Annotated in this window: 17 protein-coding genes; 5 read left to right on the top strand and 12 right to left on the bottom strand. The window is 64.7% G+C overall.

Annotated elements, in window-relative coordinates; all coding sequences use genetic code 11:
- Positions 1–218 precede the first annotated feature (218 nt).
- The 7 genes from B0G57_RS12140 to B0G57_RS12110 all read right to left on the bottom strand — a co-directional run bounded on the left by B0G57_RS12140 (position 219) and on the right by B0G57_RS12110 (position 6,342).
- Positions 219–1,076: a cytochrome c oxidase subunit 3 gene (locus tag B0G57_RS12140; protein WP_018443618.1), complete on the bottom strand. Its 858-nt coding sequence runs from the start codon at positions 1,074–1,076 to the stop codon at positions 219–221.
- A 29-nt stretch (positions 1,077–1,105) separates the two neighbouring features.
- Entirely contained in the window at positions 1,106–1,303 is a 198-nt protein-coding gene (locus B0G57_RS12135) for a DUF2970 domain-containing protein (protein WP_018443617.1), read from the bottom strand.
- Positions 1,304–1,339: 36 nt separating this feature from the next.
- Complete coding sequence (locus B0G57_RS12130) at positions 1,340–1,474, bottom strand: cytochrome oxidase small assembly protein (RefSeq protein ID WP_083925817.1); 135 nt, start codon at positions 1,472–1,474, stop codon at positions 1,340–1,342.
- Between the two features lie 119 nt (positions 1,475–1,593).
- On the bottom strand, positions 1,594–3,201 hold the full coding sequence (gene ctaD / locus B0G57_RS12125) for a cytochrome c oxidase subunit I (protein ID WP_018443616.1): 1,608 nt from the start codon (positions 3,199–3,201) through the stop codon (positions 1,594–1,596).
- Between the two features lie 53 nt (positions 3,202–3,254).
- Positions 3,255–4,646, bottom strand: a complete 1,392-nt coding sequence (coxB, locus tag B0G57_RS12120) for a cytochrome c oxidase subunit II (protein ID WP_083925810.1) — start codon at positions 4,644–4,646, stop codon at positions 3,255–3,257.
- A gap of 68 nt (positions 4,647–4,714) precedes the next feature.
- Complete coding sequence (locus tag B0G57_RS12115) at positions 4,715–5,191, bottom strand: DUF2244 domain-containing protein (RefSeq protein WP_018443614.1); 477 nt, start codon at positions 5,189–5,191, stop codon at positions 4,715–4,717.
- Between the two features lie 149 nt (positions 5,192–5,340).
- A complete protein-coding gene (locus B0G57_RS12110) occupies positions 5,341–6,342 on the bottom strand; it encodes a methyltransferase domain-containing protein (RefSeq protein ID WP_018443613.1) in 1,002 nt (333 codons plus the stop codon).
- A 97-nt stretch (positions 6,343–6,439) separates the two neighbouring features.
- Here B0G57_RS12110 and B0G57_RS12105 point away from each other — a divergent pair, with 97 nt between their 5' ends.
- Positions 6,440–7,276: a ComF family protein gene (locus tag B0G57_RS12105; protein WP_035469660.1), complete on the top strand. Its 837-nt coding sequence runs from the start codon at positions 6,440–6,442 to the stop codon at positions 7,274–7,276.
- A 17-nt stretch (positions 7,277–7,293) separates the two neighbouring features.
- On the top strand, positions 7,294–7,764 hold the full coding sequence (trmL, locus tag B0G57_RS12100; RefSeq protein ID WP_018443611.1) for a tRNA (uridine(34)/cytosine(34)/5-carboxymethylaminomethyluridine(34)-2'-O)-methyltransferase TrmL: 471 nt from the start codon (positions 7,294–7,296) through the stop codon (positions 7,762–7,764).
- Between the two features lie 83 nt (positions 7,765–7,847).
- On the opposite strand, the gene B0G57_RS12095 is transcribed toward trmL, so the two are convergent.
- The 4 genes from B0G57_RS12095 to B0G57_RS12080 all read right to left on the bottom strand — a co-directional run bounded on the left by B0G57_RS12095 (position 7,848) and on the right by B0G57_RS12080 (position 10,229).
- Positions 7,848–8,855, bottom strand: a complete 1,008-nt coding sequence (locus tag B0G57_RS12095; RefSeq protein WP_020566536.1) for an NAD(P)H-dependent glycerol-3-phosphate dehydrogenase — start codon at positions 8,853–8,855, stop codon at positions 7,848–7,850.
- A 37-nt stretch (positions 8,856–8,892) separates the two neighbouring features.
- The gene (gene secB / locus B0G57_RS12090; RefSeq protein ID WP_026230215.1) at positions 8,893–9,363 is read right to left on the bottom strand and encodes a protein-export chaperone SecB; all 471 of its coding nucleotides are present in this window, start codon (positions 9,361–9,363) and stop codon (positions 8,893–8,895) included.
- Between the two features lie 181 nt (positions 9,364–9,544).
- Entirely contained in the window at positions 9,545–9,805 is a 261-nt protein-coding gene (gene grxC / locus B0G57_RS12085) for a glutaredoxin 3 (protein WP_026230214.1), read from the bottom strand.
- A 13-nt stretch (positions 9,806–9,818) separates the two neighbouring features.
- The gene (locus tag B0G57_RS12080) at positions 9,819–10,229 is read right to left on the bottom strand and encodes a rhodanese-like domain-containing protein (protein ID WP_026230213.1); all 411 of its coding nucleotides are present in this window, start codon (positions 10,227–10,229) and stop codon (positions 9,819–9,821) included.
- Positions 10,230–10,407: 178 nt separating this feature from the next.
- Here B0G57_RS12080 and gpmA point away from each other — a divergent pair, with 178 nt between their 5' ends.
- From gpmA to B0G57_RS12065, 3 genes are all read left to right on the top strand, one after another.
- The gene (gpmA, locus tag B0G57_RS12075) at positions 10,408–11,154 is read left to right on the top strand and encodes a 2,3-diphosphoglycerate-dependent phosphoglycerate mutase (RefSeq protein WP_018443606.1); all 747 of its coding nucleotides are present in this window, start codon (positions 10,408–10,410) and stop codon (positions 11,152–11,154) included.
- A gap of 128 nt (positions 11,155–11,282) precedes the next feature.
- On the top strand, positions 11,283–12,836 hold the full coding sequence (locus B0G57_RS12070; protein ID WP_018443605.1) for a S41 family peptidase: 1,554 nt from the start codon (positions 11,283–11,285) through the stop codon (positions 12,834–12,836).
- A gap of 13 nt (positions 12,837–12,849) precedes the next feature.
- A complete protein-coding gene (locus B0G57_RS12065; RefSeq protein ID WP_018443604.1) occupies positions 12,850–13,602 on the top strand; it encodes a HesA/MoeB/ThiF family protein in 753 nt (250 codons plus the stop codon).
- A gap of 61 nt (positions 13,603–13,663) precedes the next feature.
- Here the strand turns inward: B0G57_RS12065 and ptsP are convergent, their stop codons facing one another.
- Entirely contained in the window at positions 13,664–15,421 is a 1,758-nt protein-coding gene (gene ptsP / locus B0G57_RS12060; RefSeq protein WP_026230212.1) for a phosphoenolpyruvate--protein phosphotransferase, read from the bottom strand.
- Positions 15,422–15,688: the final 267 nt, after the last annotated feature.

The raw sequence follows: 15,688 nt of genomic DNA, 5'->3' as shown, positions 1-15,688 counted from the left end.
CGACGGTTCGCGTAGCGCGGGCCGCCCACCTCGCTTCGGCCTGCGTCGTTTTGCCACAGTCCACCACGCATAAAGCGCAAACGCCGCCTCGACGAAATCGAAGGCGGCGCGTGGCCGATGCATTTTGCGTTCGAGCGCGCGCTCTTTCTGGAAGAGGCGCGCGGCCCGCCCGGCGACCGTATTCAGCAATCGCGGCCGCCGTACCGCTCGCTCGATCGTTACAGCCAGTAGACGACGACGTAGAGGCCGAGCCACACGACGTCGACAAAGTGCCAGTACCACGCGGCGCCTTCGAACGCGAAGTGATGATCAGGGTTGAAGTGGCCGCGAATCAGGCGGACGAGGACGACCGACAGCATCGTGCCGCCGAGGAACACGTGGAAACCGTGGAAGCCCGTCAGCAGGAAGAACGTCGAACCGTAAATGCCCGAAGCGAGCGTCAGGTTCAGTTCGTTGTAGGCGTGGATGTATTCGAACGCCTGCATGCAGAGGAACGCGAACCCGAGCACGACCGTCGCCGCAAGCCAGGCAATCGCCTTGTTGCGGTGATCGTCGCGCAGCGCGTGGTGCGCGACCGTCAGCGTCGCACCGGAGCTCAGGAGCAATGCCGTGTTGATCGTCGGCACCGGGAACGGCACCATCGCCTTGAAGTGACCGGCCAGCGCCGCGGGCCCTTCGTTCGGCCAGACCGCCGAGAAATCCGGCCAGATCAGCTTATAGTCGAGGCTGCCGAGTTGGTGCATCGCGATCTCGCGTGCATAGAACAACGCGCCGAAGAAAGCGCCGAAGAACATCACTTCGGAGAAGATGAACCAGCTCATGCTCCAGCGGAACGAGAGATCGACGCGCTTGCCGTACATCCCGCCTTCCGATTCGGAGATCGCATCGCCGAACCAGTGCCAGAGCACGAAGAGCAGCCAGAGCAGCCCGGCGAACATCGTATAGGGTGCCCACGGCGTATCGTTGAGCCAGAGCCCGAAGGACCCGAGCATGATCAGGAGCCCGATGGACGCAGTGACCGGATGCCGGGACGGATTCGGCACGAAGTAATACGGGCTATCGTTTTGGCCACTCATCGTTGATTCTCCACTTCAGTCCAGTTTGTTTATTTGCCCACCACGAGGTGCACGATCGCGATCAAGACCGCAATGAAAAGCGCGGCCGCGATCACGGCGGCGATGATCACGTGCAGCGGGTTCAGCTGCGAGGCATCGGCCGCATGATCGCGCCCCTTGCGCACGCCGAAGAACGACCAGAGCACGGCCTTCATCGTCCGAGCGAAGCTCCCCTTGCCGTCGGCCATACCGCCTCCCCGCCTTTTCTCGCCTGCCCGTCGAACTCAGCGGAACAACCACTGATTGAGGACGGCACCCAAAAAGAAGGCGGCGACGATCGACAGCAATATCAAGCCTAGTCGCAAATTGCCGGCACGGATCTGCGCCGGGGTTCGTCTTTTTTCTGGATCCCGCGTCATGCTCAACATCTCTTTATAGCGAGGCGGCAACCATGCCGCCTCTTCGCATCTCGTCCGGGCCGGCTCCGCGAAAAGCTGGCGATCGCCACCAGCACGAACGCACAGCCCGGCTCGACTCTTTACTCGACCGTCGGCGGGGTCTCGAACGTATGGAACGGAGCCGGGCTCGGCACCGTCCACTCGAGGCCCGTCGCGCCGTCCCAGGGCTTGTCGCTGGCCTTCTGCTGCTCACCGCCGCCGCGATAGGCGGGCAGCACGACGGCGAACAGGAAGTAGACCTGCGCCAGGCCGAAGCCGAACGCACCGATCGTCGCGACCTGGTTCCAGTCCGTGAACTGGGCCGGGTAGTCCGCATAGCGGCGCGGCATGCCGGCGAGGCCGAGGAAGTGCATCGGGAAGAACGTCAGATTGAAGAAGATCTGCGACGCCCAAAAGTGAATCTTCCCGCGCGTTTCGTTGTACATCCAGCCCGTCCACTTCGGCGACCAGTAGTACCAGCCCGCGAAGAGCGCGAACAGCGACCCGGCGACGAGCACATAGTGGAAGTGAGCGACGACGAAGTACGTGCCGTGGTACTGGATGTCGAGCGGCGCCATCGCTAGCATCAACCCGCTGAGGCCGCCGAACGTGAAGACGAGGAGGAATCCGATCGCGAACAGCATCGGCGTCTCGAACGACATCGAGCCGCGCCACATCGTCGCGACCCAGTTGAACACCTTTACGCCCGTCGGCACGGCGATCAGCATCGTCGCGTACATGAAGAAGAGCTGGCCCGTCACGGGCATGCCCGTCGCGAACATGTGGTGCGCCCAGACCATGAACGAAAGGATCGCGATCGAGGCCGTCGCATACACCATCGAGCTGTAGCCGAAGAGCGGCTTGCGCGCGAACGCCGGAATCACCTGCGAGACAATGCCGAACGCCGGCAGAATCATGATGTAGACCTCGGGGTGCCCGAAGAACCAGAAGATGTGCTGGTACATCACCGGGTCGCCGCCGCCGGCCGCGTTGAAGAACGACGTGCCGAAGTGGCGATCGAACAGCACCATCGTGATGGCACCCGCGAGCACCGGCATCACCGCGATCAGCAGGTAAGCCGTGATGAGCCACGTCCAGACGAACATCGGCATCTTCATCAGCGTCATGCCCGGCGCGCGCATGTTGAGGATCGTCACGATGATGTTGATGCTGCCCATGATCGACGACGCGCCCATGATGTGCAGCGCGAAGATCGCGAAGTCCATCCCCGGGCCCATCTGCGTGGAGAGCGGCGTATAGAGCGTCCAGCCCGCGGCCGTCGCGCCGCCCGGCGCGAAGAACGAGCCGACGAGCAGCACGGCCGCCGCCGGCAGCAGCCAGAACGAGAGGTTGTTCATCCGCGCGAAGGCCATGTCGGCCGCGCCGATCTGCAGCGGAATCATCCAGTTCGCGAAGCCGACGAAGGCCGGCATGATGGCGCCGAACACCATCGTGAGCCCGTGCATCGTCGTGAGCTGATTGAAGAACTCGGGGCGCATGATCTGCAGGCCCGGCTCGAACAGCTCGCTGCGAAGCATCAGCGCTTCGACGCCGCCCACGAGGAACATGGTGAACGAGAACACCAGGTACATCGTTCCGATGTCCTTGTGGTTCGTGGCGAAGAGCCAACGGCGCCAGCCGTGCGGCGTCGCATGCGCATGATCATCGTGGCCGTGACCCGCGACTACATCGTGTCCGATGCTAGACATGAGAATCTCCTAAAGCGAATGGTGCAGCACCGACTGTGACGAACATGCGCACGTCAAGCGGCCGAACCGGTACGAGCGTGCGCGGCTTGGACTCGCGCGCGGCCCGTGCCCGGCTCCGACTGGTTCTTTTGATCGGCATCAGCCGTCCGGACCGTTGCCGGCGCGGCGATCGACGCTTGCGGCCCGCTCGCGGCCCCGCTCGCACCGCCGGCGGGCTCGCCGCCTCCTGCCGGAGCACCCGTCAGATGATCTCCGCCCTCGGGAAGCTTCCCGTTGCGGGCATCGGCCACCTGGCGCGGCTGCAGAATGTCGCCCGTATGGTTGCCCCACGAGTTGCGCTCGAACGTGATCACCGAAGCGATCTCGACATCGTTGAGCGTCTTGCCCCAGGTCGGCATCGCATTCTTGCCGTTCAGCACGATACTGACGTGCTGCGCGATCGGGCCGTTCGCGATCTTGCTGCCGTCGAGCGCCGGGAAGGCGCCCGCACCCTTGCCGGTCGGCTGATGGCAGACCGCGCAGTTCGACGAGTAGACCTGCTGCCCGCGCTGCATCAGCTCGGCCATCGTATAGGTCTTGTTCGGGTCGTCGTTCGCGGACGACATTTTCTTCTTCTCGTCGTCGACCCACTTCGCGTAGTCGTCGTCGGACAGTACCTTCACGACGACGGGCATGTACGCGTGCTCCTTGCCGCAGAGCTCGGTACAGAAGCCGCGATAGATGCCGACTTTCTCTGCCTTGAACCAGGTGTCGCGCACGAAGCCGGGAATCGCATCCTGCTTCACGCCGAACGCGGGCACGTACCACGAATGAACGACGTCGGCGGCCGTCGTGATGATGCGGATCTTCTTGCCGACGGGCACGACGAGCGGATTGTCGACTTCCTGCAGATACGTATCGGTGATCGGCGCCTGCCCGTTCACTTCCGTGCGCGGCGTGCTCAGCGTCGAAAAGTAACTGATGCCTTCGCCGGGACCCTTGACGTAGTCGTAGCCCCACTTCCACTGGTAGCCCGTGACCTTGACCGTCACGTCCGCGTTGCTCGTGTCTTTCATCGCCACGACCGTACGCGTGGCCGGCAGCGCCATCAACACGACGATGATGAACGGCACGATCGTCCAGATGATTTCGACGGTCGTGCTTTCGTGGAAGTTGGCGGCCTTGTGGCCTTTGGACTTGCGGTGCGCGAAGACCGAATAGAACATGACCCCGAACACGCCGACGAAGATCACCGTGCAAAGGATGAGCATCATCGTGTGGAGGTGATAGAGCTCCTCGGCGAGAGCGGTGACGGGCGGCTGGAGGTTGATCTCGTTCACGGCCGGACCGCCGGGGCTGTCGCCGACCGCCCATGCGGCCGAGGCGCCGGCAAGCGCACTCGCCGCCAGCACGCCCGTGAGGGCTCGCTTGATTGTTTTCATAGCTTCCTTACCCAAAATTTCCATTCAAACCTCGCCCCCTTTTGCCGTCGCCCTTTGCTTTCGCCGCCGCCCGCATCCGACGGGCGCATCGCTCAGCCGCATCGCCGCAGCGACACACGCAGCTCGTTGGCGAACTGCGCGCGCCGGTAGTGCGCGAGATGATGCCCGAGCGCAACCGTCTGGCCGCGCGATACGAGCTTGATCGGCTCGCGGGGCGTTGCCCCCGGCTCCACCCGCACCCAGCGCGGATTGAACTCGAACCGCACCACCCGCTCCGCGCTCACCTGCTCGACGACGAGCCGGTTCGGATAGAGCCGGATGCGCTCGTAATCGACCGCGTGGCGCGCGTACATCACGAACGCGACGCCGACCACCAGAAGCTCGACGCCGGTGAACGGCGCGATCGGCCAGGCGCCCCGTGCGGTCAGCAGCACTGCAATCGCCGACGAGCACAACGCCAGCGACAGAAAGAACAATACGAACTGCCGCGGCGACACGGAGCAGTTTCGCTTCATCAGCCAGTCCTCGAGCACCGGCTCCGCATCGGTCAGCAGGGTTGCCGTGTCCATCGCCACCTCCCGCGCATGCCGTCGCACACCGCGCCGCACTGCGCATTCGGCGCCGCGCCGCCTTGTATCGTGGGGTTCCCAAGGCGACAAACTGACGCATTATAGTCGTCACACCGCAAGCAGCCAATCGCCCGATGCAGCCCGCCGCGTCATGTCGGACGCCGCCGTCCGATGTCCTCGAGGCGGACGACGCCATACCCTTCGGCCGTTTTGCGCGGGACTGCCTTCCATGCGTGTCCGTAGATGACTTCGAACGTGAGGGCAATCGTGCCGTCCTCGCGTCGACGCGCCTCGAGCGCCGCGATCAGTGCCGCATGCAGCCGTCTCGCGAGCGCACCCGCGAGACCGCCGGCGCCTGCGGCTCGCGAGCCGCCGGCTGGCCCGGCCAGCGTCCGCGCAAACGGATACGCGCCCCAGCGGCGCACGTCGGCGAGGAGCGATTCGGGCGATTGATAAGTGATCGTCAACGTTTCCTGATCCATTACCGGGATCTCGAATCCGCTCTCGACGAGCATGTCGCCGAGGTCGTGCATATCGACGAAATCGATCACGTGCGGACGGCTTGCGACGCCATGCGCCGCCTCGACTTCCGCATAAGCGCCGCGCAGCTCGCGCAGCGTGTCGGGCCCGAGGGTGCTGAACATCAGCAGCCCGCCGACCTTCAGCGCGCGTTGCCACTCGGGAAAGACGAGGTCGGGACGCGGATGCCATTGCAGCGCGAGATTCGACCAGATGAAATCGAATGCGCCCGCCGCGAACGGCAGCGCCGCGAAATCGGCTTGCGCGAGCCGCGGGCCGTGCGCGCCGAGCGCGCGCTGCAGCGCCGCCGGCAAGAGGCGCCGCCAGCTCGCGTCGCCGCCCGCTCGGGCAGTCGCGCGCGCCAGCATCGCGTGAGAAAGGTCCGTGCCGAAGACCGGCGCCTCGGGAAAGCGCTCGCGCAGCGCGGAAAAATCGTCGCCGGCGCCGCAACCCGCATCCAGAATACGGGCGGGCTCGACCTTGATGAAGTCGAGCCGCTCGCGCATGCGCTGAGCAATCTCACGCGGAAGAAACGAGACTTCGCCGAATGCCGCCGCGCGGCGATCGAAGATTCGCCTCAAGAACCCGGCATCATAGGCCGGACGGCCGGATTTCACGGAATTGGAGGACATGACGGTCGAACGGGCGAGGAGCCCGAAGTATACTCGCTCGCTCCGTTCCGTTCACTAAACGAAGCTCATGGAACCGCATCGCAACGCGCTTTCCACGATGTCCGCGAAATGGCGTGCGCGTGCGCTCGGCCGCGGCGACGCGAGCCGCGTTCAAGCCCTCGCTGTCCGGGCGCTGACGCGGATCGGCCGCCTGGCGCTCTCGCAGACCTGCGTGTTGTGCGGAGCATCATGTGGCGCGCGCGACCAGACGAATGCCGCTGCGTGCGTCAATATGTCGCAACGCCCGCTCTGCCCGGGGTGCGACGCCGCCTATTGGAACGAGCCGCGTTTGCGCTGCGTCCTCTGCGCATTGCCGCTTTCGTTGCGAAGCGGCGGGCCGCGCGGCGAGGCGCGCTATCTGTGCGGCACCTGCCGCGGCGCTCGGCCGCCGTTCGACAGGACGCTCGCGCTCGCCGATTATCGCGCCCCGCTCGAGCGCCTTGCCCTCGGCCTCAAGTTTCGCGCGCGGCTCGTCGTTGCGCGAGAATTCGCGCAGGGGCTCGCGCGCCTCGCCAGCGATAGCCTCCCCGCCGACGATTGGCCCGACGTCGTCGCGCCCGTGCCGCTCGCGCATGCTCGCCTCGTCGAGCGCGGTTTCAATCAGGCTTGGGAGATCGCGAGACCGTTCGCCCGGGCGATCGGCGTACCGGCCGATGCAACGCTCGTCACGCGCCTCGTGCATACGTCGCCGCAGTCGCGCCTCGATCTCGATACGAGACGGCGAAACGTCGGAGCCGCGTTCAGCGTCTCACGGCGCGTCGCCGGCTTGCATGTCGCGCTCGTCGACGACGTGATGACCTCGGGCGCGACGCTCGAAGCAATCGCGCGCGTGCTGAAGGCCGCGGGCGCGCGCAAAGTCACCAACTTCGTCGCGCTGCGCACGGCGAAAGATTGACCCAGGCTCAACTCACCATGTTCAACGTCGTCCTCGTCGAACCCGAAATTCCGCCGAATACCGGCAACATCATCCGGCTTTGCGCCAACACAGGCGCGAGGCTCCACCTCATCGAGCCGCTCGGGTTTCCGCTCGACGACGCGAAGATGCGCCGCGCGGGTCTCGACTATCACGAGTATGCGCAAATGCGCGTGCATCGCGATTGGGATGCATTCATCGCCAGTGAAACGCCCGATCGCTCACGCATGTTCGCGTTCACGACGCGTGGCTCGAGCCGCTTTCACTCGCACGCCTTCGCCCCCGGCGATTGGTTCGTGTTCGGCGCCGAAACGCGCGGCCTGCCCGATGCGCTGCTCGCGCAGTTTTCGAACGAGCGCCGTGTGCGTCTGCCGATGCGCCCCGGCAACCGCAGCCTCAATCTCTCGAATACCGTGGCCGTCGTCGTATTCGAAGCGTGGCGTCAAGCCGGCTTCGAAGGTGGCGATTGAGATGGCGGGCAAAGCGGACAGACGTCTGATCGACGCCCGATGAGCGTCGCGGCCGCGAAGACCGCGAACCGCCAATCGAACCGTCAATGCTTGGACTCGGCGCGCGCATCGCGGCGCAGCAGCGCGCTCACCGCGTCGCGCGGCGCGACGCCTTCGAAGAGCACGGCACAGACCGCCTGCGTGATCGGCATGTCGACGCCATACGCATGCGCAATCGCGAGCACGGCCTGGGCGCAGCGCACGCCTTCGGCCACATGCCCGAGCGCGGCGAGGATATCGTCGAGCGTGCGCCCCTCAGCCAGTCGAAGGCCGACGGTACGATTGCGGGAAAGGTCGCCCGTGGCCGTCAGAATGAGATCGCCGAGGCCCGTCAGTCCGGTAAATGTCCCGGGTTGTCCGCCGAGCGCCACGCCCAGGCGCGACATTTCGGCGAGCCCGCGCGTGATGAGCGCGGCGCGTGCGTTGAGCCCCAGCGCGAGGCCATCCGCGATGCCGGTCGCGATGGCGAGCACGTTTTTCACGGCGCCGCCGACTTCGACGCCAACGACGTCATCGCCGGTATAGATCCGCATCGCGCCATGGTGAAACGCGCCGAGCGTCCGCTCGCGGCATACGGAGGACGCACTCGCGACAGTCAAGGCGACCGGCAGGCCGAGCGCCACCTCGCGCGCGAAGCTCGGCCCGGACAGCACGCCGTTGCTCGCATGGCCGGCCAGCTCCGCCGCGACGACCTGATGCGGCAGCAACTGCGTATCGGCCTCGAACCCTTTGCAGACCCAGACGATATGCGCGGGCACCCGCCGGGCATCGCGCATCGCCCGGAAAAGCGCGCGCAAACCCGCGACGGGTGTCGCCACCACGCAAAGCGCGTCGTCTTCGGCGCAGTGCGCGAGCGCGGCCGCGAGATCGGCTTCGCAGCGAAGCTCGGCCGGCAGCGTGACACCGCCGAGGTAGCGCTGGTTCTCGCGCGTCGCGCGCAGCTCGTCGACGAGCGAGCCGTCGCGCGCCCACAGCAGCGCGTCGTGACGCCTTGCCAGATGCGCGGCGAGCGCCGTGCCCCAGGCACCGGCGCCAAGAACGGCGACCTTCATCGTCGGCACCTCGATGCGCGTCTAAAGCCGCTCGGATTCAATGCTGCGTCGGGGTTGACGACGCGTCGTTCTGCGCATTGAGTTGGGCGAGGCGCTGCTCGTAGAGCGCCTGGAAGTTGATCTCGGCGAGGTGAATCGGCGGAAAGCCCGCGCGCGTGATCGCATCGGCGATGTTCGAGCGCAGGTACGGGAAGATGATCGTCGGACACGCGATGCCGACGAGCGGATCCACCTGCTCGGCGGGAATATTGCGAATGTCGAAGATACCGGCCTGCTTCGCCTCGATGAGAAAGGCGACTTTTTCCGAGATCTTCGCCGTGACGGTACCGGTGACGATCACTTCGAAGATACCCTCGGCGAGACGCTCCGCCTTCACGTCGACTTCCACTTCCACCGAAGGCATTTCCTGCTCGAGGAAGATCGCCGGCGAATTGGGCTGCTCGAGCGAGAGGTCCTTCAGATAAATGCGCTGAATGTTGAAGAACGGCTGGTTGTTCTGGTCCGACATGATGACTCCGGTGGATGGATTCTTGTGGGCGGGTTCGACGGTGCGCGCGTCGAACCCGCCGCCGATATGCGTTTCAGGCGCGGGCGCGGGGGCGCCAAGGCACCCGCGTCGCAAGCGCGCGGCCCTGGCTGCGCCGCGCGCGAAGAACTGACGGATCGGGCATCAGACCGCCGTCGCGGCGTCAGGCCGCCTCGAGCAACGGCGTGAGACCGCCCGCGCGATCGAGCGCGGAAAGGTCGTCGTAGCCGCCCACGTGCGTCTCGCCGATGAAAACCTGCGGCACCGTGCGACGCCCCGTTCGGCTCATCATTTCCTGGCGACGCGACGGGTCTCTGTCGATCAGGATTTTCTCGATATGCTGCACGCCGCGCGACTTCAACAGGCGTTCGGCCATCTGGCAGTACGGGCAAACCTGCGTGCTGTACATGACGACGGTATTCACGCTTGCGACTCCTCTACTTGACGACCGGCATGCCGGCCTGCTGCCAGGCGTTCAGGCCGCCTTGCAGAATATGGACTTCGGTGTAGCCGGCCTCCCTGACGATACGCGAAGCCTTGTTCGACTGCAGACCGTTCTGACAGACGAGCAACACCGGGCTAGCCTTATTCTTCGCGATCTGGCCGATTTTTGCTTGGAGCTCCGAAAAGTCGAGGTGGCGTGCCGACGGCAGATGGCCGTTCGTGTAGTCGGCCGCGGGGCGCAGATCGACGACGACGGCGTTGCGCCGGTTGATGAGCTGCGTCGCCTCGGCCGCGGAAAGGCCGCCGCGCCCGCCGCCGGTCAACATCGGCCAGAGCAGAAACCCGCCCGAAACGAGGAGCGCGACGAGGAGCACGAGGTTCGTGTAATCGGTAAAGAACGTCACGGAAGATCCGCCAAGAAGGAAGAAAACCAAAAGGGCAATCCCGCCATTATAAAATAACCGTTCGACGCGATGGCGACGCCCCCTTTCTCGCGCGTCCCGCAGCCGGCGGCCGCGGACGGAACGCAGGCGGAACGCGGGCGCCGACGTCCGAGGCTTCCTTACTACCGACCGACACACCATGCACAAGCTCGTCCTCATCCGCCACGGCGAATCGACGTGGAACAAGGAAAACCGATTCACCGGCTGGGTCGACGTCGACCTCACCGAGCAAGGCATCCGTGAAGCCGAGCAGGCGGGACGCCTGCTCAAGGACGCCGGCTACACTTTCGACATCGCCTACACCTCGGTCTTGAAGCGCGCGATCCGCACGCTTTGGCTCGTGCAGGACCAGATGGACCTCATGTACATCCCCGTCGTCCACTCCTGGCGGCTCAACGAGCGCCACTACGGCGCGCTCGCGGGCCTCGACAAGGGCGAGACGGCGGCCAAGTACGGCGACGAGCAGGTGCTGATCTGGCGCCGCAGCTACGATACGCCGCCGCCCGCGCTCGAGCCGTCCGATCCGCGCGCATCCTACGAAGATCCTCGCTACGCGAAGGTACCGCGCGAGCAGCTGCCGCTCACCGAATGCCTGAAGGACACCGTCGCGCGAGTATTGCCGATCTGGAACGAATCGATCGGTCCGGCCATCAAAGCCGGTAAAAAAGTACTCATCGCCGCGCACGGGAATTCGATGCGCGCGCTCGTGAAGTATCTCGATCACATCTCGGATGCCGATATCGTCGGCCTCAATATTCCGAATGGGGTACCGCTCGTGTACGAGCTCGACGAGGACTTGAAGCCGATTCGTCACTACTACCTCGGCGATCAGGAGGCGATCGCCAAGGCGCAGGCCGCCGTCGCCAACCAGGGCAAGGCGCGTTGACCGGCATGGCGCCGCTCTTGGGGCGGGCGCCATGTGACAACCATCCCGCACCATCAAGGTCGAACAGTTATACTTGACCGTCCTCCGCTTTTCGGCGCTCCCGCCGTTTCCAGACCGCACCAGACTCTATGCGCACGAAACTCAAGAACATCGGCCTGATCGCCGCGGGCCTCGCAACCGGCGTGTTCGCGACGCTGCAGTTTTCCGCCGCGGCGCAGCAACAGGTTGCCACTGCGCCATTGCCGCTCGATCAGCTCAGGCTTTTCGCCGAGGTGTTCGGCCAGATCAAGCACGACTATGTCGTGCCGGTCGACGACAAGAAGCTCCTGACCGAAGCGATCAAGGGCATGGTTTCGAGCCTCGATCCGCACTCGTCGTACCTCGACAAGACCGACTACGAAGAGCTGCAGGAACAGACGAAGGGGCGGTTCGCGGGTCTCGGCATCGAGATCTCGCAGGAGGACGGCCTGATCAAGGTCATCTCCCCGATCGAGGATACGCCTGCCTTCCGCGCGGGCATCCGGCCCGGAGACCTCATCACGCGCATCAACGACAAGCCCGTGCGTGGCATGACGCTCGACCAGGCCGTCAAGCAGATGCGCGGCGACCCGGGCACGAAGGTCACGCTGACGCTCTTCCGCAAGAGCGAGGACCGCACGTTCCCCGTCACGGTCACGCGCGCGATCATCCGCGTGCAGAGCGTGAAGACGAAGGTGCTGTCGCCCGGCTATGCCTACGTGCGGGTCACGAGCTTCCAGGAGCGCACGGTGCCGGATCTCGCGGCCAAGCTTGCCGACATCGCGCGCGAACAGCCGAACCTGAAGGGGCTCGTGCTCGATTTGCGCAACAACGGCGGCGGCCTGCTGCAAAGCGCGGTCGGCGTGGCCGGCGCGTTCCTGCCGCCGGACTCGGTCGTCGTGTCGACGAACGGCCAGATCCCCGATTCGAAACAGGTTTATCGCGATACCTATTCGAACTACCGGCTCCCGTCGTTCGATTCGGACCCGCTCAAGAGCCTGCCGGCCATCTATCGAACGGTGCCGATGGTCGTGCTGACGAACGCTTATTCGGCGTCGGCATCGGAGATCGTGGCCGGTGCGCTGCAAGACCAGCACCGCGCGCTGATTCTCGGCAAGACGACCTTCGGCAAGGGCTCGGTGCAGACAGTGCGGCCGCTCACGGCCGATACGGCGCTGCGGTTGACGACGGCCTACTACTACACGCCGAGCGGCCGCTCGATTCAGAACAAGGGCATTCGGCCGGACATCCCGGTCGATCAATACGCCGACGGCGATCCTGACGATGCCTTCGTGACGCGCGAGGTCGATTACACGAACCACCTCGCAAACACGCAGGATCCGAACGAGAAGAAAGAGCAGGAGCAGCGCGAGCAGGACCGCCTGCAGCAGCTGCAGCAGCTCGAGCAGCAAGAAGACAAGATGACGCCCGAGCAAAAGGCCAAGGAGCGCGATCGCAAGCCGGTCGATTTCGGCTCGCCCGACGACTTCATGCTGCAGCAGGCGGTGAACAAGCTCGAAGGCAAGCCTGTGCTGGAATCGAAGTCGGTAGCCGAGCGCAAGCTTGCGCAGCGCAAGGTCGAGCAGTCCGCTTCCGCGCCTGTCGCCGTCAAGCCGCAGTCGTCGACACCGCTGCCTGCCTCGAGCCCCGCGCCGAGCAAGTAATCTGGCGTAATCCTTGAACGACGATCAGCTTCTTCGCTACTCGCGGCACATCCTCGTCGACGAGCTCGGCATCGAGGCGCAGCAGCGGTTCCTCGATGCCCATGCGATCGTCGTCGGCGCGGGCGGGCTCGGCTCGCCCGCCGCCATGTATCTGGCCGCCGCGGGGATCGGCAAGCTGACGCTCGTCGACGCCGACACCGTCGATCTCACGAATCTTCAGCGGCAGATCCTGCACGTCACGGCCTCGATTGGCCGTAAGAAGGTCGAGTCGGGGCGCGATGCCATCGCCCGCTTGAATCCTGAGGTGATCGTCGAAGCCGTCGACGAGCGCGTGAGCGACGCGTGGCTCGAGGCCGCCGTGCCGCACGCGAGCGTCGTCCTCGATTGCACGGACAACTTTGCTACCCGGCATGCGATCAACCGCGCGTGCGTGGCGCACGGTGTGCCGCTCGTCTCCGGCGCGGCGTTGCGTTTCGACGGCCAGATCAGCACGTTCGATTTCCGCAATCCTGCTTCGCCCTGCTACGCATGCATCTTTCCCGAGGATCAACCGTTCGAGGAAGTGGCGTGTTCGCAGATGGGGGTGTTCGCGCCGACGGTCGGGATCATCGGCGCCATGCAGGCCGCCGAAGCCCTGCGCATTATCGCGGGCATCGGGGAATCCCTGACGGGGCGGCTCATGATGCTCGATTCGCTGCGGATGGAATGGACGACGATGAGCATCGCGCGCCAGCCCGACTGCCCAGTGTGCTGCGGCAGAGGTTAGCGCTTCAGCGCTTACCTATGCCCATGCAAAGCTCTGCGGCAGGGGTTAGCGCTTTAGCGCCCTAAGCCTCCGCGACACACTTGAGCGCCGCCTGCACCTCCTCGGGCTCGAATGCCGCGAGCACGTCCGCGACAGGCTTCTCGAGCTTTCTGAGATCAGCGCGCAAGATTTCCTGCTTCACCACGAGGAGCTGGCTCGGATGCATCGAAAACTCGGTCAGCCCCATGCCGAGCAAAAGGCGCGTGAGCTGCGGATCGCCAGCCATTTCCCCACAGACCGAAACGGGCATGCCGGCGCGCTTTGCTTCGCGCAGCGTAAAGGCTATCAAATGCAGGACGGCCGGATGAAGCGGGTCGTACAGATGCGCGACTGAGTTGTCGGCGCGATCGATCGCGAGCGTGTACTGGATCAAGTCGTTCGTGCCGATCGAAAGGAAATCGACGCGCTTCAAAAACAGCGGTAAGGCGATGGCCGCCGCCGGAATTTCGATCATCGCGCCGACCTGCACGCCAGGATCGTAAGCAAGGCCGGCGTCGTCCAACTGCCGTTTCGCTTCGCGGATGAGATCGAGCGTCTGATCGATCTCCTGCGCATGCGCGAGCATCGGAACCAGGATCTTCACCTTGCCGAACGCCGATGCGCGCAGGATCGCACGCAGCTGCGTCAGGAACATCTGCGGCTCGGACAGGCTCCAGCGAATCGCTCGCAAGCCCAACGCCGGATTCTGCGCCGACTCGAAACCGTCGCCGCCCGCCAGCGTCTCGAGCGGCTTGTCGGCTCCCACATCGATCGTGCGGATCGTCACCGGCAACCCGCCCATCAGCTCGACCGCGCGCCGGTAGGCTTCGAATTGATCCTCTTCCTCCGGAAGGCGATCCTTGTGGTTCATGAAGAGGAACTCGGTGCGAAAGAGCCCCACCCCGACGGCGCCTGCCTCGATCGCCGCGCGGGCATCGTCCGGCAGCTCGATGTTGGCGCAAAGCGAAATCTTGTTGCCGCATAGCGTTTGCGTCGGCGAAAACTTGAGTCGCTGCAGCTTCTTCTGCTCGAGCGCTTTCTCGGTTTGCCGATACGTGTACTCCTCGAGCACGATCGGCGCCGGATCGACGATCACGATACCGTGATCGCCGTCGACGATGATGAGATCGTCCTGTCGGATCAGCGCGCTCGCATGCTGCACGCCGACCGCGGCGGGGATGCCGAGGCTGCGCGCGACGATCGCCGTATGCGAAGTGCGTCCGCCGAGATCGGTGACGAAGCCTTGGAACGTTTGCGTCTTGAACTGCAGCATGTCCGCGGGGGAGATATCGTGCGCCACCACGATCATTTCCGCGCGCGAATCGCCGTTCGCTCCGTCCACGAGGGCCGCGGCCGAAGGCGCGCCCGCCAGCGCCTTCAAGATACGCTCGACCACTTGCTGGATGTCGGCCTTGCGCTCGCGCAGATACTCGTCTTCGATGTCGTCGAAATGGCGTGAAAGGCGCTCGAGTTGCTCAGTCAACGCCCACTCGACGTTGTATTTGCGCGTGCGGATCAAATCGATCGTTTCCTGAACGAGCATCGCATCGTTCAGGATCATCGTATGGACGTGAATGAAGGCGCCGACTTCGCTCGGCGCGTCGGCCGCCAGATCCTCCGAGAGGCGCTCGAGTTCGTTCTGCACGGTTTTCAGCGCTGCGCGGAAGCGCTCGATCTCGCCCTCGATCCGCGGCGCATCGACCAGATAGTGGTCGACGTCGAGCGCAGCCGGCGCGATCAGGTAAGCCCGCCCGATCGCGATGCCGCGTGACACTGGGATTCCATGCAGCGAAAACGACACGCGCACCTCCTCGAGTTATGTGATGCCGCGGGAGTAATACCGCTGCAATGGGCGTTTGACCCTGATCGGCAATTATAGATTCCGTCGACGATGGCTGACAGCGTGCGGCGCAGCAATGCATGCTTCGACACGAGACGTCGCGGGGCAGCGCTCGCGTCGCCATTGCCATTGCGATTGCCCGACGGCCTTGAGCGGCCGCACGGCTTGCGTTTTAGCGCACATAGAAAAAGCCGCGAAAAATCGCGGCTTTTGTCATTACCCGATGCG

Origin of the sequence: Trinickia symbiotica (assembly GCF_002934455.1) — a bacterium.
GTDB lineage: Bacteria > Pseudomonadota > Gammaproteobacteria > Burkholderiales > Burkholderiaceae > Trinickia > Trinickia symbiotica.
This window is presented reverse-complemented; position numbering and strand designations above follow the sequence as displayed.

Excerpts from the sequence above, each read along its gene's own strand:
- B0G57_RS12140 (WP_018443618.1), bottom strand. The coding sequence starts at position 1,076 with ATGAGTGGCCAAAACGATAGCCCGTATTACTTCGTGCCGAATCCGTCC.
- B0G57_RS12105 (WP_035469660.1), top strand. The coding sequence starts at position 6,440 with ATGTCCGCGAAATGGCGTGCGCGTGCGCTCGGCCGCGGCGACGCGAGC.
- trmL (WP_018443611.1), top strand. The coding sequence starts at position 7,294 with ATGTTCAACGTCGTCCTCGTCGAACCCGAAATTCCGCCGAATACCGGC.
- coxB (WP_083925810.1), bottom strand. The coding sequence starts at position 4,646 with ATGGAAATTTTGGGTAAGGAAGCTATGAAAACAATCAAGCGAGCCCTC.
- B0G57_RS12115 (WP_018443614.1), bottom strand. The coding sequence starts at position 5,191 with ATGGACACGGCAACCCTGCTGACCGATGCGGAGCCGGTGCTCGAGGAC.
- gpmA (WP_018443606.1), top strand. The coding sequence starts at position 10,408 with ATGCACAAGCTCGTCCTCATCCGCCACGGCGAATCGACGTGGAACAAG.
- B0G57_RS12070 (WP_018443605.1), top strand. The coding sequence starts at position 11,283 with ATGCGCACGAAACTCAAGAACATCGGCCTGATCGCCGCGGGCCTCGCA.
- B0G57_RS12130 (WP_083925817.1), bottom strand. The coding sequence starts at position 1,474 with ATGACGCGGGATCCAGAAAAAAGACGAACCCCGGCGCAGATCCGTGCC.
- secB (WP_026230215.1), bottom strand. The coding sequence starts at position 9,363 with ATGTCGGACCAGAACAACCAGCCGTTCTTCAACATTCAGCGCATTTAT.
- ctaD (WP_018443616.1), bottom strand. The coding sequence starts at position 3,201 with ATGTCTAGCATCGGACACGATGTAGTCGCGGGTCACGGCCACGATGAT.
- B0G57_RS12135 (WP_018443617.1), bottom strand. The coding sequence starts at position 1,303 with ATGGCCGACGGCAAGGGGAGCTTCGCTCGGACGATGAAGGCCGTGCTC.
- B0G57_RS12110 (WP_018443613.1), bottom strand. The coding sequence starts at position 6,342 with ATGTCCTCCAATTCCGTGAAATCCGGCCGTCCGGCCTATGATGCCGGG.
- B0G57_RS12095 (WP_020566536.1), bottom strand. The coding sequence starts at position 8,855 with ATGAAGGTCGCCGTTCTTGGCGCCGGTGCCTGGGGCACGGCGCTCGCC.